The 25,003-nt window shown below is 61.5% G+C and carries 21 protein-coding genes; 7 read left to right on the top strand and 14 right to left on the bottom strand.

All coding sequences use genetic code 11. From position 1 onward, the window contains the following. Positions 1-29: 29 nt before the first annotated feature. From ACTIFE_RS02275 to ACTIFE_RS02285, 3 genes are all read right to left on the bottom strand, one after another. Complete coding sequence (locus ACTIFE_RS02275; RefSeq protein WP_439527542.1) at positions 30-2,243, bottom strand: TonB-dependent receptor; 2,214 nt, start codon at positions 2,241-2,243, stop codon at positions 30-32. Next, positions 2,240-3,520, bottom strand: a complete 1,281-nt coding sequence (locus tag ACTIFE_RS02280) for an MFS transporter (RefSeq protein ID WP_439527543.1) — start codon at positions 3,518-3,520, stop codon at positions 2,240-2,242. The genes ACTIFE_RS02275 and ACTIFE_RS02280 overlap by 4 nt, the downstream gene beginning before the upstream one ends. An 81-nt stretch (positions 3,521-3,601) precedes the next feature. Then, a complete protein-coding gene (locus ACTIFE_RS02285; RefSeq protein WP_439527544.1) occupies positions 3,602-4,582 on the bottom strand; it encodes a helix-turn-helix transcriptional regulator in 981 nt (326 codons plus the stop codon). Between the two features lie 1,007 nt (positions 4,583-5,589). On the opposite strand from ACTIFE_RS02285, the gene ACTIFE_RS02290 reads away from it, so the two are divergent. Further along, positions 5,590-6,345, top strand: a complete 756-nt coding sequence (locus ACTIFE_RS02290) for a hypothetical protein (protein ID WP_439527545.1) — start codon at positions 5,590-5,592, stop codon at positions 6,343-6,345. A gap of 304 nt (positions 6,346-6,649) precedes the next feature. On the opposite strand, the gene ACTIFE_RS02295 is transcribed toward ACTIFE_RS02290, so the two are convergent. The 11 genes from ACTIFE_RS02295 to ACTIFE_RS02345 form a co-directional block, all read right to left on the bottom strand. Further along, positions 6,650-7,075 (bottom strand): DUF3732 domain-containing protein, encoded by a 426-nt coding sequence (locus ACTIFE_RS02295; RefSeq protein ID WP_439527546.1) that lies wholly within the window; start codon positions 7,073-7,075, stop codon positions 6,650-6,652. Continuing rightward, positions 7,072-8,613, bottom strand: coding sequence for an AAA family ATPase (locus ACTIFE_RS02300; protein ID WP_439527547.1), 1,542 nt, complete (start codon positions 8,611-8,613; stop codon positions 7,072-7,074). The genes ACTIFE_RS02295 and ACTIFE_RS02300 overlap by 4 nt, the downstream gene beginning before the upstream one ends. After that, positions 8,610-9,095 (bottom strand): three component ABC system middle component, encoded by a 486-nt coding sequence (locus tag ACTIFE_RS02305; protein WP_439527548.1) that lies wholly within the window; start codon positions 9,093-9,095, stop codon positions 8,610-8,612. Before ACTIFE_RS02305 ends, ACTIFE_RS02300 begins: the two co-directional genes overlap by 4 nt. Continuing rightward, positions 9,092-10,309 (bottom strand): ABC-three component system protein, encoded by a 1,218-nt coding sequence (locus tag ACTIFE_RS02310; protein ID WP_439527549.1) that lies wholly within the window; start codon positions 10,307-10,309, stop codon positions 9,092-9,094. Before ACTIFE_RS02310 ends, ACTIFE_RS02305 begins: the two co-directional genes overlap by 4 nt. A gap of 133 nt (positions 10,310-10,442) precedes the next feature. Beyond that, positions 10,443-12,449 carry a UvrD-helicase domain-containing protein gene (locus ACTIFE_RS02315; protein ID WP_439527550.1) on the bottom strand — a complete coding sequence of 669 codons (2,007 nt, stop codon included), beginning with the start codon at positions 12,447-12,449 and terminating at the stop codon, positions 10,443-10,445. Then, the gene (locus tag ACTIFE_RS02320; protein ID WP_439527551.1) at positions 12,442-14,406 is read right to left on the bottom strand and encodes an ATP-dependent nuclease; all 1,965 of its coding nucleotides are present in this window, start codon (positions 14,404-14,406) and stop codon (positions 12,442-12,444) included. The genes ACTIFE_RS02315 and ACTIFE_RS02320 overlap by 8 nt, the downstream gene beginning before the upstream one ends. A 23-nt stretch (positions 14,407-14,429) precedes the next feature. Further along, complete coding sequence (locus tag ACTIFE_RS02325; protein ID WP_439527552.1) at positions 14,430-15,446, bottom strand: nucleotidyl transferase AbiEii/AbiGii toxin family protein; 1,017 nt, start codon at positions 15,444-15,446, stop codon at positions 14,430-14,432. Next, positions 15,439-16,032 (bottom strand): DUF6088 family protein, encoded by a 594-nt coding sequence (locus ACTIFE_RS02330; protein ID WP_439527553.1) that lies wholly within the window; start codon positions 16,030-16,032, stop codon positions 15,439-15,441. Before ACTIFE_RS02330 ends, ACTIFE_RS02325 begins: the two co-directional genes overlap by 8 nt. A gap of 76 nt (positions 16,033-16,108) precedes the next feature. Next, positions 16,109-17,446, bottom strand: coding sequence for a hypothetical protein (locus ACTIFE_RS02335; protein WP_439527554.1), 1,338 nt, complete (start codon positions 17,444-17,446; stop codon positions 16,109-16,111). Further along, positions 17,446-18,558: a toll/interleukin-1 receptor domain-containing protein gene (locus ACTIFE_RS02340; RefSeq protein WP_439527555.1), complete on the bottom strand. Its 1,113-nt coding sequence runs from the start codon at positions 18,556-18,558 to the stop codon at positions 17,446-17,448. The genes ACTIFE_RS02335 and ACTIFE_RS02340 overlap by 1 nt, the downstream gene beginning before the upstream one ends. Then, complete coding sequence (locus tag ACTIFE_RS02345; protein WP_439527556.1) at positions 18,558-19,280, bottom strand: hypothetical protein; 723 nt, start codon at positions 19,278-19,280, stop codon at positions 18,558-18,560. The genes ACTIFE_RS02340 and ACTIFE_RS02345 overlap by 1 nt, the downstream gene beginning before the upstream one ends. Positions 19,281-19,555: 275 nt before the next feature. Between ACTIFE_RS02345 and ACTIFE_RS02350 the strand changes: the two genes are divergently transcribed. The 6 genes from ACTIFE_RS02350 (at position 19,556) to ACTIFE_RS02375 (ending at position 24,954) form a co-directional block, all read left to right on the top strand. Then, positions 19,556-20,503 (top strand): ArdC family protein, encoded by a 948-nt coding sequence (locus ACTIFE_RS02350; protein ID WP_439527557.1) that lies wholly within the window; start codon positions 19,556-19,558, stop codon positions 20,501-20,503. Then, on the top strand, positions 20,500-20,847 hold the full coding sequence (locus ACTIFE_RS02355; protein WP_439527558.1) for a hypothetical protein: 348 nt from the start codon (positions 20,500-20,502) through the stop codon (positions 20,845-20,847). The genes ACTIFE_RS02350 and ACTIFE_RS02355 overlap by 4 nt, the downstream gene beginning before the upstream one ends. A 145-nt stretch (positions 20,848-20,992) precedes the next feature. Continuing rightward, entirely contained in the window at positions 20,993-23,131 is a 2,139-nt protein-coding gene (locus ACTIFE_RS02360) for a ParB/RepB/Spo0J family partition protein (RefSeq protein WP_439527559.1), read from the top strand. A 104-nt stretch (positions 23,132-23,235) separates the two neighbouring features. After that, positions 23,236-23,712, top strand: a complete 477-nt coding sequence (locus ACTIFE_RS02365; protein ID WP_439527560.1) for a hypothetical protein — start codon at positions 23,236-23,238, stop codon at positions 23,710-23,712. 188 nt (positions 23,713-23,900) lie between these two features. Further along, on the top strand, positions 23,901-24,317 hold the full coding sequence (locus ACTIFE_RS02370) for a hypothetical protein (RefSeq protein ID WP_439527561.1): 417 nt from the start codon (positions 23,901-23,903) through the stop codon (positions 24,315-24,317). Then, entirely contained in the window at positions 24,310-24,954 is a 645-nt protein-coding gene (locus ACTIFE_RS02375) for an antitoxin of toxin-antitoxin stability system (RefSeq protein WP_439527562.1), read from the top strand. The genes ACTIFE_RS02370 and ACTIFE_RS02375 overlap by 8 nt, the downstream gene beginning before the upstream one ends. Positions 24,955-25,003 lie beyond the last annotated feature (49 nt).

Raw genomic sequence — 25,003 nt, forward strand, 5'->3', positions numbered from 1 at the left:
GCCGCAAAAGCGGACGACGACGCGCAAACTCAGAACCGGAGTTTCACCCCCGCTCCAAGCGTTGCACCCCGCGCGTAGGACACGCCAAACACCGGCGATCCGGAGGTTGGATCCGTCCCGAAGCGGTCCTTGACGGTCATGTATTCCTTGTCCAGCAGGTTCTCGCCAAAGAGGTAGGCTTCGCCGCTGCCCCAGTCGATGCCGACGCGCGCCGAGACGAGATGCACCGGGTCGAGCTTGCCGAAGTTCGATGCATCGGTGTAGCGGGTGCCGATGTAGTTGTAGGCCAGCTGAGCCTTCAGGCGGCTGCTGCCCATCCAGTCTCCAGCGCCGAAATCACTCATTGCCGCGTCATAGTTTACGGCTGCGCGTGCGGTCCACCGCGGTACAGTCGGCAGCCAGTTGCCGGACGCAAGGCCTTGCTGCAACTCCGCAGCCCCGGTCGGTACATCCACCAGTTCGCTGAAGGTATAGGCCAGGCCGCCGGCCAACGCCCAGTTGCCCGTGACCTTGAACTGGCCCTCCAGTTCGAACCCGGCACTGCGCGCATCGAGATTGTAGTTGTCACCGGTGAAGTTGGTGTAGTCCCACAGCGTCACCTGCTCTTTCTTCATGTCATTGAGGAAAGCCGCAGTGTTGATCTGCAGGCGATTGTCGAGGAACGATCCACGTGCGCCCACCTCATAGCTGATGACGGACGATGAGCCATAGGGATTGCGCGGAACACCGGCCCACATCAGCGAGTTGGTGAAGCCGTAGCCGCCGCTCTTGTAGCCGCGCGCGATGCTGGCATAGGTCATCAGGTCGTCGGACCATTCATAGGCCAGCGCCGCCCGGCCAGTCACGAAGCCATAATTGCGCTTGTCACGTTCGGAGAAACTCGGCACTGCCCCGTTCTGGCCATCACTGGAAAAGTCGCTGCTGAAGGACTTGGCTTCCCGCGTCGCCCGTGCCCCGACTGACAGCTTCAGCCGTTCCAGAACCGGATAGGTCACTTCACCGAAAACCGCCTGACCGGAGGTCCGCTGGTTATAGGTCATGAGACCGGTCGCGCTTGGGCCGAAATACCACATCTCGCTGGTACGGTCGCGGTGCGCCTTGTCCTGATACAGCGCGAGACCTGCGACCCACGCAATCGGGGCATCGGCGGCTGATGACAGGCGGAACTCCTGCGTGAACCGGGACTCGCGCTTCTTCCAGTCGATGAAATTCGTCGCCGGATTGAGGAAGTCCGCTGGCGGCAGGCCACTGAACTGGCCGGCAATGAAGGCGTCAGGATAGTTGTAGGTGTTCCGGCCGTTCAGCGTCGAGAAGCTCGTCTGAGAGGTGAAGGTCACTGTTTCGAAGTCATGCTCGAAACGCGAACTGATCAATGCGGTCTGGGTGTCATCGACCGTATGGTTCTGCGCGGCAAGCTTGGGCTGCCCCGGACGGATCGCAATGTAGGTGGTCGGCGTGATGTCCGTATCTTCGCCCTGAAGTGAGACCAGCCAGCGGGTCGCAGGGGATGGCGTGTATTTCAGCGACGCCCGCCCGACCCAGCTGCCCTCCGCCCCAAGCGCCTTGCCCGCCACATTGCCGATATAGCCGTTGGCCGCCGACCGCCGCAGCGCAACGCGCCCCGCCAGAACGCCGGGAATGATCGATCCGTTCAGCATGGTCTCGGCACGGTACAGCCCATCAGTGCCGATCTCGCCGCCGGCAAAGCCCTCAAATTCGTGGCTCGGTTCAACCGGAACAAGATTGATCGCGCCACCCGATGTGTTGCGTCCGAACAGGGTGTTCTGCGGCCCCTTGATAACTTCCACCCGCTCCAGATCGATGTAGGACGAGGAGAAAGACGCACCGAGCGGCAGGGGAGCACCGTCAATGAATGTCAGGACCGAGCTGTCATCGGCGCTGAGCGGAGACAGGATCGGCGCCACGCCGCGCAAGACGACAAAGCCGTTCGACCGGTCGCCAAATGTGCCGAGGCTGGCCCCGGCGACGTTTTTCATCACCGACTGCCCGTCGATGGCACGGCTCTGTTCGAGAGCCTCCGCCGTTTCCACATGAACCGAGATCGGCACCTTGCGAAGGTCCTCCTCGCGCTTGCGCGCGGTGACAATCAGGGTTTCGAGCAGCGTGACGTCGCTTTTGGCGTCCTCAGCGCGAGCGGGAGTTCCCAGCCCAGTGGCCATGGCAGCACTGGCGAGGATGGTGGAAGCGATCAGTCGGGAGCGGAGACAGTTGAAGATGGTCACTTTGCAGCGAGCCCCTCGGTTGGTGCGTTGGTGGAAGAAACGGGATCGGTGGTGCCAGGTGACGGGGCGAACGCGACCCCGGCTGCGGCCAGACACAGCGCCATCGAAATCCAGAAGAAGCCGTCAAGCCCGATGATCGCGATCAGCGTGCCGGACAACGAAGCGGCGACAATCGCAAGTGTCAGATCGATGGAGGCAAAAGCCGCTGCCCGGCTGGCCGCCAATCGGCCATCACTGACGCCAAGCGACAGCGCCTTGAACGGGGCGACATAGGCATAGCCAAGCGAGAGGAAGGCGAGCGATACACCGACGGCAAAAGCCGGGCCGGCCAGGACCTGGTGGAACAGCGCTGCGAAGGTGAATATCAACGCCCCAGTCAGGTTCATCCAGCCGATGGTTCGCAGTCCGCCGAGCTTGAGCAGCAGGGCGCCGCTGCCAAAGGCAATCACCAGGCCGAGTACATTGCTGCCAAAGGCCCCGAAGAAGCCGGCTGCTGCTGCCGGAACGCCCTGGTCGACCTGCAGGATCGGCAGATAGCCGGCAACCATGCCAAGTCCGAGCTTGCTCAGGAGGGACAGCAGCAGCAGCCTGCGGGCTGCGGGAGCTTTCAGCAGCGAGTTCGACGGCTGCAGCACGTTCACCGAACCAACTGGCTCGCTCGCCTCCGGCGCAGGCGCAGTTGGCAGCATCAAGACCGGCAAGGCCGCCAGAACCGCAACACCAGCAATAACCAACGTCAACGTCGGCCAGGACCATGCGGAAGAGACAACAGCGATCAGGCCGAGCCCGACACCGCCGAGGGTGAAACCGACCGTCTGCCAGATACTGGCCTTCTGCCGCCCACGTGTGTCCAAGCTGGTGATTGCATAGCCGTCGAGGCCAGTCGTGCCGGTGGCCAAAGCCACGAAGAGCGCGGCAGAAAGGACCATGATTCCAGTCAGGTGACTGACAGGATCGACAAAGCGGAACGCCAGGACCACCGCAATGGCCACGGCCAGTGCGACCAGGATCACCGTCTTGTAGCGCTGGGCCATGGCGGCCTTGGGAGACCGCGCTGCATAGCCGTCAACCGCCGGAGCCCAGAACAGGCGCAGGGCATAGGGCAAATAGACAAGCGACAGCGCGCTGATCATCTCGGCCGGATGCCCGGCCTCGCGCAATTGCGCCGGCAGCAGATAGAAGACGTAGGACATCGGGACCGCCGTGGCGGCATAGAACGCAGCCGCCCCTGCGAAGGTCGCGGCGGATCCTGAACGGCTGGCTGAAGTGAAGGTCACGGCGGGAACCCAGACTGTTGCATCTGGGGAAACTGCTTAACCGCGAAGGGCTTGTGCGCGGCGGGATAAGACTATTGCGTGTCAGGCATTCTTGCCCCGCTCGGCCCCGGGCGGGTAGCCGTAGTGGCGACGATAGGCGGCGGTGAAATTTGCCGGGCTCGAGAAGCCGCAACGGAAGGCAACCTCAGCGATCTGCAAGCGCCCGTCACGCAGCAGCACGCGGGCCTGTTTCAGCAGTTCGGACCGCACATAGAGCGTGATGGAGACGCCGTAGGTCGCCTTGAACGCCCGGCGAAGTGTGCTCTCGTTGGTGGCAAAGCAGTCTGCCATGTCTGGCACGCTCGGCAGATCGGCGGCATGAATATCGAGATACTCACGCAAGGCCACTGCCAGTTCGCGTTGTCGCCGGGTTGCCGAAGCGCCGCTCGGGGTGACCCCGAGCGCAGTTGCCAGTTCGACCAGGGCGGCAAGACCGAGGCTCGTCAGGGACAGCCGCGCCAGATAGCCATCGATCGGCATCTCGAACATCTGCCTGAGCAGGCGCTGGATCGAACCGGCAAGTTTCAGACGGTGAGCGACCAGCCCCTCCCCCTGCAACAGGTTGGTCAATACATCGGGCGGTACAGTCTCATCCCATTCTGCGGCAAAGAAGTCGGCAGAAACATACAGCGAGGCCATCTCGATGCTGGCGTTTTCCGGTTGCTTCTCAAGGAACGGCAAAGGTCGGCCGGTGCCGTAAACCAGCAGGTCCGCGCCAGCCTTCAAGTCAAGCGGCATTCCGTCCACTTCACTGCGCCAGGCGCCTGAAAATGCATGGGTGATCAACAATCCCGGCGCGACCAAGCCGCCCACCACAAACGGCTCGGTCGTGGTCAGGCTGCAATCCAGATACTGCAGGCCCGGGATCAGCATCCTCGCCCGGTGCCGGCCACGAGCGAAAGGATCCTCCGGACAGTCCGCAGGTGGAGCCACAAGCACATCGGCGACTGAAACGACAGCGTCCTCATGCGTCGCGGCTGCATCAGGCGTCGCGCCGTCGCGATAAGGAGACCAGTCCGTCATGACCGGCGCACGCTTTCGCAGCCATGCGCCGGACGCGCCTGGATCGACTGTTTTGAGCAAACAAGGAGTGAGAGGCAGTACATGGGACAGGACCACTTCGCAGATGCATAATTATGAGTTTTATACTCATCTTTTATGCGCTCCCGCAATCCCATCAACACGCCGACCATGCAGGCAACAGCAACTTCGAGCCGGCAAAACACCGTCCTCGGGCCACCGTCCATAGCAATGTGTCAAGCGGCATGGTGATCAGCAGGTCTGTGGAACGGTCAGGAACGGCCGCACATTCCCAAATCGGACACCGGCACGCAGCTTCCGACCAGAGCCATGGCCGGTCAAAGTGGATTGACAAGATGCCGGTTCACCAGATCCGATCCACCTGGAAAACGCGCAGGAATGTTTCTCGCCAAACGTTGCAAAACAAAAACGGCGGCCACCAGGGCCGCCGCCGACTTGCGCTCAAAGGAAGCGCGATCATTCCCACTCTATTCTCCAGACCGCATATAACAGATTGAAATCACTCGCAAATATTCTCTGGCGATGCGAAAAATCCGACGCTTGGGCCGTCAAAAAGCTACGCTTTTGATTTTAAAGGGAAAATCACTGAAAAAATATTTTTGAGGTTTCGCCAACTATCGGGACCGGCCTGACAATTTTGGCACCTCGTGGCATCCGGCGGCATATCCGACCCGAGTCAAAAAGTACCGTCATTTAATCTATATCACGCATCGCGGGCGAATGTCATCCGGCCGGACGCGAGCTGCACGCGGCCTAACCGAATCTTGTTCAAGCACTACCGCTGGCTATATTACTGGAAATAGTTTGGAGGTTTCGCTGGGCAGCTCGAAAAAACGCGCCATTCAAAACTATAGATCTCGCCTAAGCGAGCGTGGTTTGGCTCGCTTTGAGGTGCTTGGTCGCGATACTCTGCAGGCCACCAAGCCCGTAAAGCGCCGTGCGAGCCTTCGGCGCGACGCCTCTAACCGCCTCATAACAGGATCCCCGACATGTCCGAAATCGTCCGCGCCCTCGTCCCGCTCGACAGCCATTCAACCGAGGCGTTCCAGACGGCATTCGGCTACGCCAACGCCATCTGCGAAAAGACCGGTGCGACAGATATCATTGTGCTGACCCACACCAAACAGCAGTTGGATCATACGAGCCTGTCCCGCCTTCTCGGCGACGGCACGGTGCGGGCCCTGGCCAAGGGACCGGTCACCCTCGGTTCAGGCGTCCGACTTCATGCTGAGACCATGCGAACGCTGGGTTGGCCGCAGCGTAAATCCGTTCTAGTCGTCTACTACGCCGAGACCGGCATCCTCGATCTGGCTGACGGAACGCGGAATGTGGCCGGAGTCGTCGCCGTGCCGGACGTCCCCGGCGAGGCAGATGACTGGGCGAAGCGCTGGGGCGTGATCATCCATGGCGAAGACCGCAAGGCCCCGGCGCCTTTGATAGAGGATGAAGTTGTTGTTCGGGCTCTCACAACCTTGTCCCGGATGGTCAACCTGTCCACCGGCGTTGGACATCCGCGCGACAAGGACTTCGCCAATGAAACTCTGCGCATCCTGAGAGCCAAAGGTCACGCCGATCCCACGTCGAACATCAGGTCCTGGGCCATCCGTCACGGTTGGAAGCCAGAGCACGCCGTCAAACTGGAGGAAATGTCGCGCAAGATCTGGGCGCTTAAGGGCAAGCCCAGCCTAGCGAGCTTCCATAATCCAAATGAGCGCTACGACCGCTGGCGCCGCGGCGAGGATTGAGTGCTCAGCTCCCTACCCCGATAGTGCACGCCTATCGAGCCCACATTTGTCCGAGTGTTGAAATTGCGGGTACGGCATCGAAGAAGACCTGCAACCGCCACCGGATTATCGCGCATCTGAAATGCGCTATAATCAAATTCAATCCGGAGACTTTAAACTCGCCAATGCAAAGCTTGATGGAGACCACGTGGCAAGCCTGCGGGGGGCACCATCGGTCTTACGTAGCGGGAAATGAAATCTAGGCAGCATCGACGAAGAGAAGTGGCGAAAATGATTGCGTGATCCTGATCCTACCCGCGCCCGATTAGACATCATCGCGCGTTGGCCAGTCCAATGGGATGAGCGCGCGGCCTGAAGCCCTGGTCCACCGCTCACGAGTGGCAGCCACATAGCGGGGATCATCAGCAAAATAAGCATGCTCTATCAGTAGAACTTGCAGGCCGGACCGCCGAGCGGTTTCACGAAACAGGAAGTCTATATGCTTGCGCATGGCCTGCACGTCTTCGTCTTCCTCGCGGCCCGCAATCTCCGTCTCGTCTTCATCTTCTCCACTCGTAGGGAAATACGGACGGCTAATTTGGTCAAATACGAGCACCCCAGGAACCGGGGCCATGACGGTCTCGAAGTATCGCTGCAATGCAAACGATAGTGAGATGTGGATAGCTAGATAATTCTGATCAGAACCGATGTCCGGCATTCGTAGGATAGCACCGCTGTCCGCCTCGATCACCGTGACCTCCGGCTGGCGGGACGCGAGAAGTCGAGCTCAGATCCCACGCAAGGAGCCACCGTCGGCAGTGCTGCAAAGGCTTCCGACGCGAACTGGGAAATCTTGTTCTCGGCGCGACGCAGCTTGATCTCTTTGGCTTCACGGTCGACGCGAGACTCCAATTCTGCGATCTCGGCCCTTAGTACACTCAAATCGCGCGACACTTGGCGTGACTCATCCACGCTCGATTCTAGAAAGAAAGACACTCGTCCAAGGAGATGCGCCCGCAGTTGCGCCAAATCGGCCATCCGACGTGTGTCCTCACTCTGCCGCAGCCAGGTTCTGATTTGGTCATCCACACTTCGAAGTTCACCATTGAGCCTGCTAATTTCGTCATCAAGGGTTCGGTCGTGCTCAACCAGCTTGGGCCTTACCCGCTCAACCGCTGCGCTCTCTGCTCGTACCGTCGCGAGGGTCGCTTGCAACGCACTAGCCGTTTTGCGGCCCCGTTCAGAAGGTGCGTCGCACACCGGACACACGCCAGCGATATCTTTCAGGTGAAGATGCTCGGCAAGCATGAGTTTCTCGTGCTGCTGGGTCACTGCGCCCTCGAATCCAGATGCTTCGCGGATTGCGGTGCGAGTCGCCTGGAGTTGGCGTCGTGAGTTACCAAGGGCGCCTAATATTTCGCGACGGCGCGAATGAAGCGCTCCGAGTTCCCCTTCGCTGGGATATGTGTTCGCCTCAAGCTGAGTGTCGGAGACGGCTTTAACTTGCGCCAGCAGTTCTACCTCACCAGCGTCATCGGATGGCGCCGACGCGATGCCAATCCGATGCGCTTCCGCAAGCAGGCTAGCAGCGCGCTGCTTCAAGACTGAGTCAGCTGACACCCGAGATCGCTCTCGGGCCTCCTCCTTGTCGAGTGCACGCTGCAGTTGCCGAAGCCGCCGCTCAGCCATGGCGCTCGCCTCGTCATTGACCCGTAGGAAATAGGGCATCGACGCGAGGATATCCCGGGCCTTGTCCGCTTTTTCAAGGCCGTGAAGTAGGACCGTCTCGCTATAGATGACCTCCTTTGTCACGAACATATAAGGTGTAACATGACGGACAGTGGCCCTACCTCGCACTGCCTTGGTAACGTCGACATCACCACCAAGGTCGCCGATTCCGAAAGCTCGCTCGATGAACGCCTTGGCGGCATCCAACGTGGTGGCCCCCTCGAAATCAGCGATCATTCCGGGCAAAGGTAAGTTCATACCCGACGACGTGAACATATGCGTGCTGGTTGCTTGACCGACAGGAGGGACGATACGCCCAATGATCATCTCGCCGGAACCGCTAGTCCACTTGACTCCTACTGCCACGGTTCGACGCCGGACGTGGGCCGGCAATTCGCATTTGCTTGCCCCCAGACAGTAGTCGATCGCCTTAATGAGGGTCGATTTACCAGTGCCGGATGCGCCGGTGATAATGTTCATGACACCAGGCTTGAGTTCTACCTCCCTGCGTTCACCAGACACGCTGAGAAAGAAGATATTAGAGATATTCCAGCGCGTCATACTGTAAGGCCCATCATATCGAAGATTGTGCGTGTGGAGCCTGCGGAGGCGAACCAGAAGCCGAGCCGCTCAGCACGCTTGATCGACTGAGCGGGGCCCTCACTCAGCGCGGTGATCGCGCCCTTCTTTACCTTCTGGCTACCCAGCTCCAGTCGTGCAGCCGGGCTCACAACAAGGATGCGGCTAAAGCATCCAAAACGGATCGCTTCGGTTACGATGTCCATGGACGAGTTAACCAGGTTTGATAGGCCAATTTGCACCTCCGGCCGACGGTTCAACCATTCCTGTAAGCCGGTGTTCTTGTTGGTTCCGTCAAAGCAGCGGCCAAGATCTCCGGCCAAGGCGATTGGCAAGGCTAGATAGACTGCTGGAACCTCAGGTCCCTTGGGGTTTATCGAGAGGAATGCAGTCGTAAAACTGACCAAAACGAGGGCACAGAAGGCGGGATTCGTTTCGGAATAAATGTCGTGAGCAACGTTCATTCAGCATCGCCCAGCAGCTTGGCATAGTCGGAGTGCCAGCCGACCTTTAAGTCGATCGCCAGCACTTGATAACTACCGCGAATGTAGTAAGCAGCGCCCCAACCCTGCGCGATTGGCCGCACAGTACTGGGCGCGTTCTCATGTGTCCATCTCATGATTTCGAGACCCGATTGACACTTCCCCTTTTGATCAAGCTCAGCGCATTCCTCCACCATCTGACTGTGGCGATCGGACCAGTGTTCTTCGAGCACGAGATCGTAATCGTTAATAGTGACCGCCATTGCAGGACTGCCGTTGAGCCATTTTGACCTTTGTTCTCGCGCCTTCCACTCCTCGCGGATCGCTTTCGAGAAGTCCGACGTCTTGCCGTCGACTAATTGAATCTGACGAGCGAGCATGCCGTCAGGCTGATAATCCCTCGGCGGGCTAGCGATCTCGAAGTCGGGCACGAGCTTGTCGTGCTCGATATCCGAGACGATGGCGCTGATCTGGTGTTGCAGTTCGCCGCGAGCGATAACCCGCTCTCGCTTTCCGCATAGTGAGTAGATGATCTGTCGGTCCCACCACTCGACCAGGCGCATAGCTACGGCCGGCCGCTGCTCGGGTGGGAGAAGCTTTAGATGTCCGGCAACGTTGTCCTCAATGGCGCCTACGGCGGCGCTGCCGGGCTGAATCACTGTGCGACGCATGAGATTGAGCCGCTCTGTATCCGTGAGCGACAGGAAGGCCGAACAGCCATCAACACGGTCGGCATGGGGCAATGCCTTGCCCATCTTGCTGGCGGCAGCGCGCGCGTCCAAGACGCGCTGAGCTTCTTCCACCATTGCCTCAACTAGCTCGGTCCGCTCAGCCTCCAGGTTGGTCAGAGCAATCAGGGGGCTATCGAGCCCAAGTTTAGCGACCGTCACCAGATGAAGCGTTGTCTCGGAGAGAGTAAGATCCGGCAGGATATCAACCCAGACTTTCACCGTCTTCCACAACGCCTTCGACTTAAGGCTGATCACCGGCGGTGCATCGCTGGTCGAGTGCTTAAGCTGGTACAGCAAATTGTGGCCATCAACTTTCAGGTCCACGTCGTCCAGCTGCTCAATCCCTACAGCTGCGTTGTCCGTATCTTGGCGCATCAATGTCAGAAGCGCGAAGAATGCTTGATAGTAGAACCCCAGCGCGGAAGCTTCCGCCGAATGACCTGCGCCCTGCTGTTGCTTAACCATAGTCACTCTTAGTCGCCCCCCACTAGTTTTAGTGTGACCGTGTTCCAACCACAGCTCAAGTGGTGATGCGCCAGTTACACAATCCTACAATCTAAAGAGTGCCACCGAAGGCGGCTTGGGATTAAAATTGCCGTCATCTTGTCATAACAGTTCCAGCCGACTTCGCCGTCGGCGTGACCAGATCAACCACCTTCCAGCCTTGCTCCTGCGCTGGCCCGATCAACATCTTTGCCTCTGATTTACGCAGCGCCAGCCCAAGCAACTCGCGCGGCCGGGTCACCCCTACAAAGACATTGGTCGCCGCTGTTAGTCCCACCCCGGCGAAAGGCTGGGCGGTGACGCCGAAGGCGCGCGGGAGCACCGTAGTCAGGTCTATACACTGCTCATCCGCTCTGCTGCCTTTCCACACCTCGCTCTCTACGACGAGGATTCCGTCCACCGTCTTGCCCTTGACCGAGTGAATTGATCCAAGCCGCAGCGTAATATCGCCAAACTGCATGTGCTTGGTCGAGCGGCGCTCTGGATCAGTGAGATCCGCCTTTTGTTCGGGGGCGAAGCCACAGAACACGGCGATCTCTTCAGCCCCGCCCTCGGGGTGCGGACTGAAGAGCGGCAGGAGCGCTTCGAGGAACACCAGCCAGCGGGCTTCTTCCCAAACTGCGTCGCCAGCGAGGACATGATCTCGCAGCAACCGGCGCACTTTGTGCGGCAAGGCGACGTCGCGGTGCGCAAGCGTCGCCCAGACATTGTGTGCGGTAATCAAACGATAGTTGGCGGCCATCCATCCATGAGCGCGCGCCAGGCTGGCAACGCCAACAGCGAGCATCTCGCCTACCTCTGCGGGAGACCGTGTCGCAGCGTGGTGAACTGCTGCTCTCTGGAGTTGGCGGCAGAGGAGATTGGCTTTCGCGCGCGACCCGCCTTCGCTCCGATATGCCGGGTGATAGTCGACGAGGCTCTTGGGTTGCCATGCACCTTTCTTACCGGGCAGGTTGTGACGCGAGGCGACCGCCCAAATATCGCGCGCGCCGCACATGCCTCCCCAAAACTCGCGCGCTTCATCGGCGAAGGCTGGCAGCACGCCACCAATCGTCGCTTCGTCGAATAAAAACATTATGCGCGAAGCGGGTCGCGCATTAGCACCGATGATGGTTTGCGCCTGACGGGCAGTTAGCTGACTTGCAAAGCCCGCGATTTCTTCGCCGAAGCGACGGCTAGTATTGAGCGGGATGCATTCTGGTCCCGGCGTCCAATAAGCTGGCACAGCACCATCGTCTTCGTAAAGCGTCTGGTTACTGTCGCCTAAGCGCTGAAACGCAGTACCGGCCCGCTTGAAGACATGCTCAAGTAACCTGAGCTGCTCCCCATGGGTATCCTGCGCCTCGTCCAGGAGGACGAGCGGGAAGCGCGCCCGCAACCTACCGGCAAGCTCAGGATTGTCTTTGAGCGCGCGCCAGGCGAGCGCTGTCATGTCTGCGTAGCGATAGACACCGGCCTTGACCATTGCCGCCTTGAGCTGGCCAAGCGCGATGCCGCAAGGCGTCTCCGCGCCGTGCTGGCCTTTGCGGCGGCGCACCGCCAAGCTTGCCGGGGATGAACCAGCGTCGGAAAAAGCAGGGTCGAGATCGAGGCGTGCTATCCAATCCTCGAGCCGCCGCTTCAGCTTGAGTTTGGTGTTCTTCGCCAAACCATCAAGGACGCGCCAACCCGGATATCGTCGCAGTGCTTCGGCCGCGAACGCATCATCGTCAATCTGCCGGACGCTCCAACCCAGCCCGCGAAGATAGGGCAAGGCAATATACTGGTTGATGAAGGCAGTGACGGTGCCGATGAAATGAGGATAGGCCATCAGCCGTGCCGCGGTCGGGTGGCTGGCGATCAAACCCTCGACCTCGGTCCGCGCGGCGTTGGTGTGCGAGATGACGCAGACGCCTTGCTGGCGGGTCGTCCAGTTGCGCGACAGCAACGCGAGCTTGGCCGCGAGCAGTGTAGTCTTGCCATTGCCGGGCGCGGCTTGGACATCGCACGGGTCGGTCCTGCCGAGGAAATTGGTCTGGCTCGGATCAGTGAAATCACAGCCGCCTAGCTCAGTGCCGAGTTCAGCGAGGAGTTCGGGGGTGAGTGGCAGGATCTCAAACATCGTGCTCGGCCGCCGGCGCCGCAACACCGTCCACTCCCACTTCGCCGTCCTCTGCATCCGGGTCGTCGGCGACGACAGGCGGCGCGCCGGGGGCATAACCGCCAGTCACATAATCAATCGCACGCACCAGATAGGGCGGAAGCCGATCGCGCATCTCCTGGGGGGTGTCGATGCGCTTGCGCAGGATTGCGGCGAGTTGCTCCGCCACCTCAGCTTTGGATGCCTCCTTGTCGTGCACGGGTTGGTAGATCTTAACTGCGATCTCGACTGCCGTCAGCCCCTCTTCCTTCCACCCTACGTAGGTGGCGCTCGCATCTGTGCTGATTTTCGCGAGCCGCTCCGGCTTACGGCTGCTGGTCTTGGCGAGTTGGACTGCCTTGTGAACGCTTTCAGCAAGCTCTGGCTGAAGCGCTAGGTCGAATTCGAGTGTCCAACTATCAGCAATGAAGGCATCGACGGGATCGCCGACGTCGCGTCGCAGCGTCTTCATTCGCGCCGCAACATCGCCTTCCGTCAGTTCGTTCGCGGTCTTGCGCTTGCCGACCAACGCCTTCGCCTCCGCAGGAGGTATGTCGCGGTCGGGGATCAGTGCAACCGGCACTGCAATCGCTTCGCCGGTCTTACGCTGTATGATGCGACTGTAGCGGAACAGCCCGCGGTGGCCGACATTGATGATCGAAACGCCGTGGCGGCTAAGCGGGCGACCGAGCTTCTCGGCTATGGCAGGCAGTAACAAATGCTCGCCGTCGCCTTCAACCACGATCAGCGCGCGTGCAAAAAAGAGATTCGCTTTGGTTGCGTCGAGGAAGCGACGCAGGAATTCATAATCATTCGGCTCGAGCCGGGTATGCGCCGCGCCCAGCGGATAGGCGCGATGTCCGACGATCATCGTCATCGTCTCGAGATCGGCGCCGGCGGCGAGTTGTGGGCTGTGCGTAGTGAGCAAGACCTGGACCTGCTGATGGGCTTCCCCCTTCTCGGCGTTGGGCTTGGCGGCACGGGCCGTGAGGACCTCCATGAACAATGTCTGGTGCTGCGGGTGGAGATGCGCCTCAGGTTCCTCAATCAACAGAAACGGCACCTGGTCGGGGTGCGATTGGAGCAGCAGTAGCTCAGCGGCCATAAACAGCAGATTATTGTATCCGAGCCCGCGCTGGACACGCTCGGTGCCGGCCTTGGCATTCAGATAGAGCTCAAAACGCTCGAGTATCTGGTCGAACGAGCCGCCCGCGCCGAGGTCGAGTGTTGCGACGAGGCGATCGTCGACGAAGGAGAGCTTGTCGAGGAAATCGGTGTTGACGCTGCTCGCGACTCCGCCGACCGCGGCATTGTCGCGCACGGCAGCGTCGGTCGCGGCGAGAGTGTCGTGGAGCGTTGCGTTTGCGCCCAGCGCCGCAGGCTTGCTCTGCGGCCCCATCGCCGGCATCGCGCCGAGAATGCGCGACAGACGGGAACGGCGGCCGGCGCGCATCTCGCGCTCAGCGTCTCGCAACGGTTTCAGATAAGTCGCCTTGAGATACTCACGCAACTCGCCGTCGAGCGGCAGGCCCTCACCTTCGCCGCCGGCTCGATGCTGGCTGGCGACAACGCTGCCGCCACCAGGCGAAATCCGCCGCGCGCCGCGCATGCAGACTTGGAGGCGCAGCTTTCCCTTTTCGTTGGTGCACCATTCGAGGAAGCGAGCTTCCTCGTCAGGACTGAGGTCATCGAAGGTGCACCGTACGATGAAGTCGCACCCGCGCACGCCCGCCGTGTCGACATGAAAGTCGTGCTCGTCAGGACGGATATAATCGTCGCCGCGTGTCCACAGCACGTAGCGGGCGGCATCGATGATTGCGCTCTTACCCGCATCATTCGGCCCAACAAGGATATTGAGCCCAGGCGAGAGTTTGAGTTCTAGCGGTGCGGTCGGCGCGAAGCACCTGAAGCCGCTCGCATAGATTTCAGAAATATACACAGTCGCCCCCTCAGCATTTTTTCTTATCTTGTCGTGCCATTGGCGCGCTCAGCGATGTCGGCGCAACGCTCCATGAGTGCAGAGAAAGGCTCGGCATCCTCCAGAAGGAGACCATCCTCGACCATGCGGGCGTAATCTTCTTCCAAAGCCTTCGCGCCATCACCGACCGGTACGAGCTGCAGCTTGCCATTAACGGCAGCTGAGTAATCGATCAGCGATCGATCCGGCGCCTTTTCGGCGAAGAACATCGTCTTGTGGCGTGCGACGGCGTCGGCCAGTTCGCGATCAGCGAAAGCAGCGGTTGCGAAGCCGGCTTCGTCCAGTCGAACCACGTCATGCCAATGCCGCGCGAAGCGATCACCGCGCAGGCGCTCCTGCCGACAAAAGACGTGGATAGCCGTCACCTTCTCCCAGAAGGTGCGCTCCGCATGCATCACACGCGGCCTGGCGGTCGGGAAGACGACCCCCTCGATCAAGCCAGAAGCGTCGCAGACCACGTCGCGCAAACTGGCCGGCTCGCCCGTCGATCGCGCGCCGAACTCAAGCATCACGCTTGGGGCGACATAGCCGGAGCCAGCCGTCGTTGCCGCGTAATCAATGAACAATTTTTCGCCTTCGGCGCGGATGGTGGCCTCAAGGGACTCTGCGGCCAGCGCGTCGGCGATGATACGCTGAACGGTGCCACCCACCCAGTTCGGCAACCGCTTGCGCACTTCACTCGACCAGCGTTTCTCCTCGCTGCGGGTCTTCGGCAACGCCTCGCCATCGTCGCCCACGAGGTCGGGGGCGATCGTTCGAATGTCATAGGTCAGATCGACGTCCTCGGAGAACCGCCGGATGACCCCATAGGCTTTGGACAGGGAAGTGCCGCCCTTGAACACTAAGTGCTCGCCGAGCGGCGATCCGTAAAGCACGGCAAGCGCCCAAACCACCCACGCATCCTTCTCGAGGAGGTGTGCCGGTCGACCAGAGCGATCGGCCGCGACGCTCATCGCCTCGCGGCGATCCGCGACCGAAAGGTGGAGAAAGGCGTCAGCCATGCGCGGCCCTCCCTACGCTGCGCGCGAGCCAAGACGGAAGCTGCGGCGCCGCCGCGACCAACTCGCTGAAGGCCGCTGGCGATAGCTTCCGCTTCAACGTGTTCAGAGCTGCCTCGGCCTTGTCTGGGCCAAGCCAGGCCAGCGCTCGCACCGCCTCACCGGCCGGTCGCTCGGCCATAGCCAGTTGCCAGCGCGGAGCGTGGCGAAGCTCAACTACCTGCTTGCCGAGGTTCATTTTCCGAGTACGACCGGACGTCAGATACACCGACCGGATCGGCACCTGGGTCGTGAGACCAAGGGTATTGGCGGCAGCGGCACCGCTCGGAACGATGACTTCGCCGCGCTGAGCCGCTAGCGCCTCGACCGCCAGTTCGACCGAAGGGGCCCTGGTGCCGAACCGGCTCGTGACCGGGAGAAGATAAACCCCGCGCCCAGCTCTCATCAGCTGCCCCCGCTCGGACAGACGCGACAATGCCTGATCCACCGCGGCGCGATTGCCGAGATGAAGCAAACCCTTTGCCGCGACGGGCATGCCCTCGGGCAGCCGCCTCGCATATTCGAGAATCCGTTCGGTCAAGCGCTGCATAGTCAATCTCCTGTCAGAAATATACGCAGTTTTCTGACAGTTTGCAATCGGCGGTCCAGTGCGCCCTCGCGCGGCGCTAGATCAGCGGAGCGCCCTTATCGAGAAGATCATCTAGAAAGTCTTCTCGCGATGAGACCGTGCCGGCGCGGGTAGCGAGGACCAGCGCCTCGACGACCTGACGCGCCAGCGAACGGGCCATCATACGCTCCTGCGTCGAGATGTCGGTCATGGCGCGACCATGCAGGAAAGCGCTTCTTATATTGAAAAGCTGCTCATACTGGTCGGCATAGAGACGGTCACCGAGCAGGCCCGCAATGCGCCCTCGCATCCGGTTCGTCGCGCGCATTTTTTTGTGGCGATCAGGGGCGACACGGAAACTGTTTTGATAATCGGCACGCAAGCCGAGCCCGGCCTCAATTGTCGTGATGTGTGCCAGGAACTCGTCTACGCCCTCAGCCAAGAAGGCGCGGACAAGGAAGTGGGCGATTGGCGTCTCGAACAGAACCGACTGCTTCGCCCAGTCGAGAATCTCCCACCGACTCTGGTCCCAAACGCTCAGCTCGGCCGCGGCGTTGTCGTCGAGCCGCAGCTCAAGCGGCCGCTCTTGCTCATAGGTCCCGCCATAGCCATCATCATAGATGCGGTCCTCCCAACACAGCGTGTCGGGTGAAGGCGGCGCACCCGGACGCACGAAAAGGTCGCTATCAACGGTGTAGACCCACGGTACGCGGAACCCGCGCCAGTCAAATTCCGGCATGGTCGACCAGCTCTCCCAGGGCGCCAGCAGGAGGAAGAACAGCGCTTCCTCGAAGGCGTTCGGGAAACGCCCTTTATGTGGTTCAATTCGCCCCAGGTCTTGGCTGAAATCCATGCCGAACACCGGAACGGCTCGTGTCCCGGGCTCGTCCGCGAGCGCCACAACCTCCTCAACGACGAGCCAGTGGAATTGCGAAAACCGCCCAGCGTCGAATTCCTGGCTCGGATACAAGCGCTTCAACCGTCGCTCATCGACGAGCGCCCGCAACTCGTCCGGCGTCAGCCGACACACCCGGGCCGAACCGAACACCAGCGGCGGCAGTTCATCAGCGAGATCAAGCGGAGCGAGATGCAGACGCCTTGCGTGCGTGGCGCGCAGCGCTGCGGTGAGCGCATCGGCCGCCAGGTCGGACGGCATGGCGAGAGCGTCCATGTCATCGGGCAGCGAGCACGGCATGCCCAGTGTCCGCAGCGCCGTTGAAAGCGCAAAGGCAAACCCGATCGTCCCGGCCCCAGATTGGTCGGCGCGGCACGCCTCGCGCAGACGCACGAATGCCGGATGTGCGAGGATATTGTCGGGTCCCGGTGGTCGAAGCCGCCACAGCTCGGCTATCGCGTCTAGCAGGGCCACGCTCGGGCCGGTCGCGGCTCCGCTCATCAGGCGATCCGAAGACGTCGCAGGAGCTTACTTAGGACCGCCTCATAGTCCTCGGACTTTGAAAAGTCGGCGTAGAGCTTGCCCTTTAGGAATTCAGGCAGATCGCACTCCTCGTAGAGCAGCGGGAGCACCACGACCTCGCCGCTGGCGATCTCCCTATTCATCGCCACGTCGAGCTCCTTTTTTACCCAGGGCGCGCCGATCGACTTCTTCGACAACACCACCGCGATGTACCGGCTGAGCTTCATGCCCTCCTCAATCTTGGCGATGAGCGAATCTCCAATGTCGATTTCGGCCTCGTCCAGCCATACACGCGGCACGCCATGCGCCATGAGATCCTTGCGAAGCTGGCGAACGAAGGGTTTGTCGACGCCCGTGTGGCTCAGGAAGATGCCATGGTATTTCTCGTGCGCGGGATCGGCCTTTTCCACAGCCAGGCTGTCGCGAACGAGCTGGTTGGCAGCCTCCGGCGATGTCGGTGCTGCCAGCAGCCAACCCGTCGTGGTCCCGAGCGTCACCCTGCCACCCAGACTATAGCCTTCCGGCGTCGTCGCGATCGCGCCGAACCCGTCGGTCGGATCGGACAGGCACAGGGTCCAGCCGCCTGCTTTAGACAACTCGTCGAAGTAGCGGGTAAATGGGCTGTCGGGATCGACGCTGCCCATCCGCCGCCCCTTCTTCACGAGAAGACCCGAGCGCTTCACGAAGCTGGCGATCTTCGGCGCAACATAGCCGAGATGCGTCTCGCGATAGCCGAAGAAGTTCATCCGTTTAGGTTCGGACAGGCACCAAACGACGGTGGCGCCGTCGGCAATCGCCACCTCCATTTCTTTCTGCCGGTCCTCAGCGTCAAAGGCGGCGTCGATGTCGTAGCTGTCGTTCTGACGCTTCAGCTGGCCCAGTTCGTTGGGCTCGTTCGAGAACTCGCCGGCCCTGCCGAACAGGAAATGCGTGTAGCTCTCCGGGTTGATGATGATTGTGTCATATTCATAGAGGGGATACGCGGCACGCTCGCGATCCGCGCCTGGCTGGCACAGACCCAAATTTTCGATATCCACTCCCTCGATCGCGTCACCGGTATAGGTCACGCCGATCGTCAGCACCTTTCTCATCAGCCATCCCTCTTTCGACTTTCGCGACCCTTGTCCGCCGCGTCATTTGTTCCTGCAGCACGCTCCGCGTCCCGCGTCGACTTCACGTCCATGACCTCGCCACGGCTGCCGACCAGCGCGATCTCGATGCCGGCCACCGAGCAGCGGGGCGCCAGTCGTTCCGCTAGGCGCAAGGTGCCTTCCGTGAAAGGTACGACGGCAACCTGACGCCCTTGTGATGGTGTCGCCATCAGCATGCCGACCGTCTCGCATAGGCCCTTATAGAGCCGGGACACCTGACCTGAATGCCTGGTATTGATGATCCCGCCTTTGCATTCGGCGGAGATGACTTGATTGCCGACCTCCGCAACCACATCCCCCAGACCCGACTTGGGATTGACGGTGATCTCCTGGCCCGCAGCGTTCCGATATGCGCCGCCGTAGCTGGTGCTGCCGATGCTCGAAATCTTGGTGAAGCCTCGCCGGACCAGCCAACCCGAGAAGTCGAATTGTTTGCCATGTTCACCATCGGGATGGACGCGGACGTGGTGGGTATCCTGCGTTCGCAACAGGTGCATGGCATAGGCGACCATCACCGCGCCTTCATAAAGATGGTGTTCATGCTCGCCGTCGGATTTTCCGATGCGGTTGGGCGGCGGCGAAAGCGCCGTGACCAGATCTTCGAAGTCCACAATTGCCCTCCAGCAGGTTAGAATATCTGATTGACTGAGAGCAATCTGCATCCAGCAACTCAAATCGTTCAAAGAATACCATAAACGTATCTAACGCCAGTATCTCGCCATGCCTCTGTTCGGCCAGAAGCTGAAATGAATTGGATACCTGCCGAGGTCGGTGGAGGGGAAAGCCTTCCCCTGCGTCCGAGTCTCTCGTCTCGATCGACCCCTTCTGCGGGGTCGGCGGCCCCGCAACGCCCCGCTAGAGTGAGAGTGCGGACCGGGTTCTGTGACGGGTTGAAGGTCGGGAGAGAGGCTTCTGGCGCCCGTCGCGGAGAACCGCGATGTCCAAAAACACCACTCGCGCTCGCACCGGCTCGGACAGATCGAGCCTCTACGACAACATCACCAACAAGATCATCGGCGAGCTGGAGGTCGGGCGCGTACCCTGGGTCCAGCCCTGGGGCACCGCGGCGGCGAAGGCGCCGCTCGCCATGCCGAAGAATGCCGCCACCGGCCGCCAATATTCGGGGATCAACGTCCTGATCCTCTGGGGCGCGGTGATCGAACACGGCTTTCCCGGGCAGGGCTGGCTGACGTTTCGCCAAGCGCTGTCTCTCGGCGGCAATGTCAGGAAGGGCGAGCACGGCACCACCGTCGTCTACGCCGACCGCTTTGTGCCGGACGATGAGAAGAAGCGCGCGCGCCACGCTGGCGAGGAAGCCCAGGCGATCCCGTTCTTGAAGCGCTTCACGGTATTCAATGCGGCGCAGTGCGACGGTCTTACAGAAGATATTTCCGCCGTCGCGCCGCCGTCTCTGCCGGGTTTGATCGAACCCAGGGTCGAAGCCCTGATAAAGGCGACCGGCATCGACCTCCGCATCGGCGGCAGCCGTGCCTTCTACGTCCCGGCCCACGATTATGTGCAGGTGCCGCCGCCACAAGCCTACTTTGAGCCGATCAACTGGCACCGGACGGCGCTACACGAACTTGGACATGCCAGTGGCCACCATTCGCGGCTCAATCGTGATCTGACCGGCTCCTTCGGCTCGAAGAAGTACGCCTTCGAGGAGCTAATCGCCGAGATAAACGCTGCCTTCTGCTGCGCCTCTCTCGGCATCGCACCGACCGTGCGTCACGCCGATTATATCGGCTCCTGGCTGGAGGTGCTGCGCGAGGACAACCGAGCGATCGTGCGCGCTGCCGCGCAGGCGAGCAAGGCTGCGGACTATCTCCTCGGTTTCTCGCCGGACCTCGTCGCCGCGGAAGACGATCAGCGGGAGGCAGCATGATGGCCGCTCGCCCGCCAGTTCAGCACCTCCTCAACAATGCGCTTGGCTTCGCCGCCGGAGCGCGCCACGCGACCTCGATGCCCGAACGTCTCGCCGGTCAAGTCGTGTTGCAATGCCTGGGCAACGCGATCGAGCTGTCCCTCAAATCGATCTTGCAGACGCACGGCTGGAGCGACGATCGATGCCGGCGCGAGATTCGGCACGATCTGGTGAAAGCCTTGGCGGCGGCTCAGGATCTCGGCTTCCGGCCGAGCGATCCGGCGCTTGAGCCGTTCATCGCCCTTTCACCGGAGCCACCGCATGGTCGTGCTCGCCGCTTGCACATCGCAGGCCGCTTTCTATGAACACGGGGTCGAAATGACCGAGCAGTTGCTCCGCGACATTGCCCTGTGGCTGCCGAGGGCATGAGAGGGAGAGGAGTGTGGGGATTTCGTGACGGGTTTGAGGTCGAGAGAGAGGCTCTCGGCGCCCGTCGCGGAGATTACCCCGATGGCCACCACCGTTCAGAAACTCACCCTGTCGTCCTCGCGCGACATCCCCTTCAACAAGCTGATCCTCAGCCAGTCCAATGTCCGCAAGGTCAAGGCCGGCGTGTCGATTGAGGAACTGTCGCAGGACATCGCCCGGCGCGGCCTGCTTCAAGGCCTCAATGTCCGGCCCATCGTCGATGCCGACGGCAATGAGACCGGCATGTTCGAAATCCCCGCAGGCGGGCGTCGTTACCGGGCGCTCGACCTGCTGGTGAAGGCCAAGCGTCTGGCGAAGACCGCGCTCGTGCCCTGTGTCGTGCGCGAAGCCGGCGCCGACATCCTCGCCGAGGACGATAGCCTGGCCGAGAACATCCAGCGCGCGCCGCTTCATCCCCTCGATCAGTACCGTGCGTTCCAGGATATGCGCCTCAAGGGCATGTCCGAGGAAGACATCGCCGCGGCCTTCTTCGTCTCGGTGAACGTGGTGAAGCAGCGCCTGCGTCTGGCATCCGTCGCCCCCTCGCTGCTCGACCTCTACGCCGACGACGGCGTGACGCTGGAACAGCTCATGGCCTTCACCATCAAACCCGACCATGCCCGTCAGGAACAGGTCTGGGACGCGATCAAGGATTCGTGGTCGAAGGAGCCCCACCAGATCCGACGCATGTTGACCGAGACCACGGTGCGCGCTTCCGACAAGCGGGCGCAGTTCGTCGGTCTCGCCGACTATGAGGCCGCCGGCGGCATCGTGCTGAACGACCTGTTCCAGTCCGACGATGGCGGCTGGCTGCAGGATGCCGGCCTGCTCGATCAGCTCACGGACGACAAGCTGAAGGCGGAAGCCGAGGCGATCGGCGCGGAAGGCTGGAAGTGGGTCGATGCCAGGATCGAGACGCCTTACGGCCACGGTCATGGCCTGCGCCGGCTGATCGGCGCGACCACGCCCCTGACCGATGAGGAACAGGCGACGGTTGATGCCCTCACGGCGGAATACGAGGCGCTGGAAGCCGAATACGCCGAAGCCGAGGAATATCCCGACGAGGTGGACGAACGAGTCAGCGAGATCGAAACCGCGCTCGCCGCCTTCGAGGATCGACCCGTAACCTACGATCCGGCCGAGATCGGTCGCGCGGGCGTGTTCGTCAGCATCAATCGTGAAGGCCGTCTGTGGGTGGATCGCGGCTATGTCCATCCCGAGGACGAAGCCCCGCTGGTCGTGGAGGACGGTGAGGACGATGGCGAAGGCGCCGCAACGGATGGGCCTGCCTCTTCGATCCCGGCCGTGCAGCGGGCGGTCATCACCGTCGGCGGTCAGGCGGCCGAACCGGAAGAAGAAGAGGAAGATAGCGCGATCAAGCCGCTGCCCGAACGGCTGGTCTCGGAACTGACGGCGCATCGGACGCTGGCGCTGCACGATGCGCTGGCGAACAACCCTCACGTCGCCATGACGGCGTTGCTGCATCGGTTGGTGATGGAGCGCTACCACTATTCCGCACCGAGCGGGTGCCTGGAAGTCACTGTTCGTCACCACTTCTTCTCGGCCCAGGGAACGGACCTGAAAGACAGCCCGTCCGCCAAGGCCATTACCGCGCGCTATGAGGACTGGAAGGCCGATCTTCCGACCGACGACAACGCCCTATGGGACTGGATCGCCGCACTCGACGACGCCAGCCGCATGGCCTTGCTCGCCCATTGCGTCGCCTATGGGATGAACGCCCTCTACGAGAAGCCGAATCCGTTCAGCGGCAGCGGCCTCTCGCAGCATGGGCTGGACCAGCGCCTGTCCCAGGCCGACCGGCTGGCGCGTGCCACGGGTCTCGACATGGTGGAGAACGCCGAATGGCGGCCGACGGTCGAGAACTATCTCGGCCGCGTCACCAAGTCCCGCATCCTCGAAGCCGTGCGTGAAGGCGCTGGCGAACGGGCGGCCTCGCTCATCGAGCATCTGAAGAAGGGCGACATGGCCAAGGAGGCCGAACGCCTGCTGGCCGATACCGGCTGGTTGCCCGAGCCGCTGCGTCTGTTCGAGCCGGGTCAGGCCACGGACGATGCGGGCGCGCAGGGCTACATTGAGGCGCTGCCGGACTTCCTCGCCGATGACGACGAGGAAGAAATCCATGCCGAGGTTGATGCGGCCCATCTGATCGCCGCCGAATAATCCTCACCGACGGGGCGGTTCCGGTCGCCCCGTTTCTTTCCGCACCTTCGATCCATCAGGCCCGGCATCCGTCGGGCCTTTCTCGTTTCACTGAGACCTCTTTCATGTCCGCACATATCATCCACGACACCGCGCCGCTCGGGGCATTGATCCGCTACACCGACCACGCCCCGAAGCCACCGGCCCGCTTTACGAAGAAGCTCGCGGCCTGGGAGCGCCGCAATGGCGTCGGCCGGCTGGTGAGGAAGGAACCGGCGCGCGAGCGCCCGACCTATTCCTCTCCGGCGTCCATCACCCTGCATGAAGGCAATTTCTCCAGCCGCAGCGTGATCCTCGTGACCATCATGCGCACCCATTCGCTCGATAGCGATCTGACCTTCGAGATCGCCGAGCGTCCCGCCATCGGCATGGTGCGCGTGCTTCAGGATTTCGGGGGAAACAGCGAGCTGCTGCACCTTGCCGAAAGCCGTGAGGCCGCCGAGCTGTGGCTGGCCGGGAACAGACACGGCAATGCCCGTCTGGAGGACGTCAGCGCCGATGAGGTCGGTGCCGATGTCGTTGAAGGCCGGATTGCCGCCTGACCACCCCCATAATCACCTCAATCTGGCCCGACCTCCCCGCAGGAGTGTCGGGCTTTTTTGTTCCGGGAGGTCCGGGGCAGCGGCCGCAGCACCTTGAGAGGAAGAGGAAGGCCGGGGCGGGTTTGAGCCGGTTGGAGTCGAGAGAGCACTCCCGGTTCGGCCCGTTCCTGCTCTCCGAAAGCCTCCTCATGGCCGACTACTTCACCCACTTTTCGTGCCTGCTCGATGTCGGTACGCCCGACAACGCCGCCCGCGCACTCGATCTCTACAACACCCTGTCCGAGGAAGGCGCGTCGGAAGACCCGCCCTCAGATGGTTTCCTGCTGTCGATCCAGCCCGAGCATGGTGGCACGCAGCTCTGGCTGCGCGATGACGTTACCGGCGATCCCGAGCGCCTGATCCAGTTCGTCAAAATCTGTGCTGCCGAATTCAGTCTGACTGGCCGCTGGGGCTTCCAATACGCCAACACCTGCTCGAAGGCGCGCGTCAACGCCTTCGGCGGAGGTGCGCACGCTCTCGACCTCGCCACCGGCGAGACCATCGCCTGGACCTATACCGATGGCTGGCTTGCCGAGATCCTCGATGGAGGTGATCCCGATGCCTGAGATCATCGAAACGACCGTCTATCGCCTGAATGAGCTGTCCGACTCGGCAAAGGACAGCGCTCGCGCATGGTATTGCGAAAGCGCAACCGACGTCGACTGGCACGAGTTCGTCTATGAGGATTTCGAGACGATCTGCGAAACCCTCGGCGTTCGCCTCAAGACCAGGCCGGATCGCCTTTACGGCGGCGGGACACTCCAGAAGCCAAGCATCTGGTTCCGAGGCTTCTGGAGCCAAGGCGATGGCGCCTGCTTCGAGGCCTTCTATTCCTATGAGAAGGATGCGCCCCGCAAGATCAAGGCGCACGCGCCGCAGGATGCCGAGCTTCATCGGATCGCCGATACCTTGCAGGCGATCCAGCGGCGAAATTTCTACCAGCTTCACGGCGAGACCAGCCATCGCGGTCATTATTACCACGAATACTGCATGTCGATCTCAGTCGAGCGCGACAGTCTGACCTGGCAGGACATGACCGAAGATGCCGAGGAGGCCGTGATCGAGGCGCTACGCGATCTGGCCCGCTGGCTCTACCGCCAGCTCGAACGTGAATACGAACACCAGACTTCGGATGCCGTCGTCGACGAGACCATCGTCGCGAACGACTACACCTTCACGGCGTCGGGCCGACGTGTTGGCTGAACGCCGGGACGTCATCGTGAACAACCCGCATCGAGAGGAAGAGGAAGGC

The sequence above is a fragment of the Pannonibacter sp. genome (assembly GCF_051860505.1).
Lineage (GTDB): Bacteria > Pseudomonadota > Alphaproteobacteria > Rhizobiales > Stappiaceae > Pannonibacter.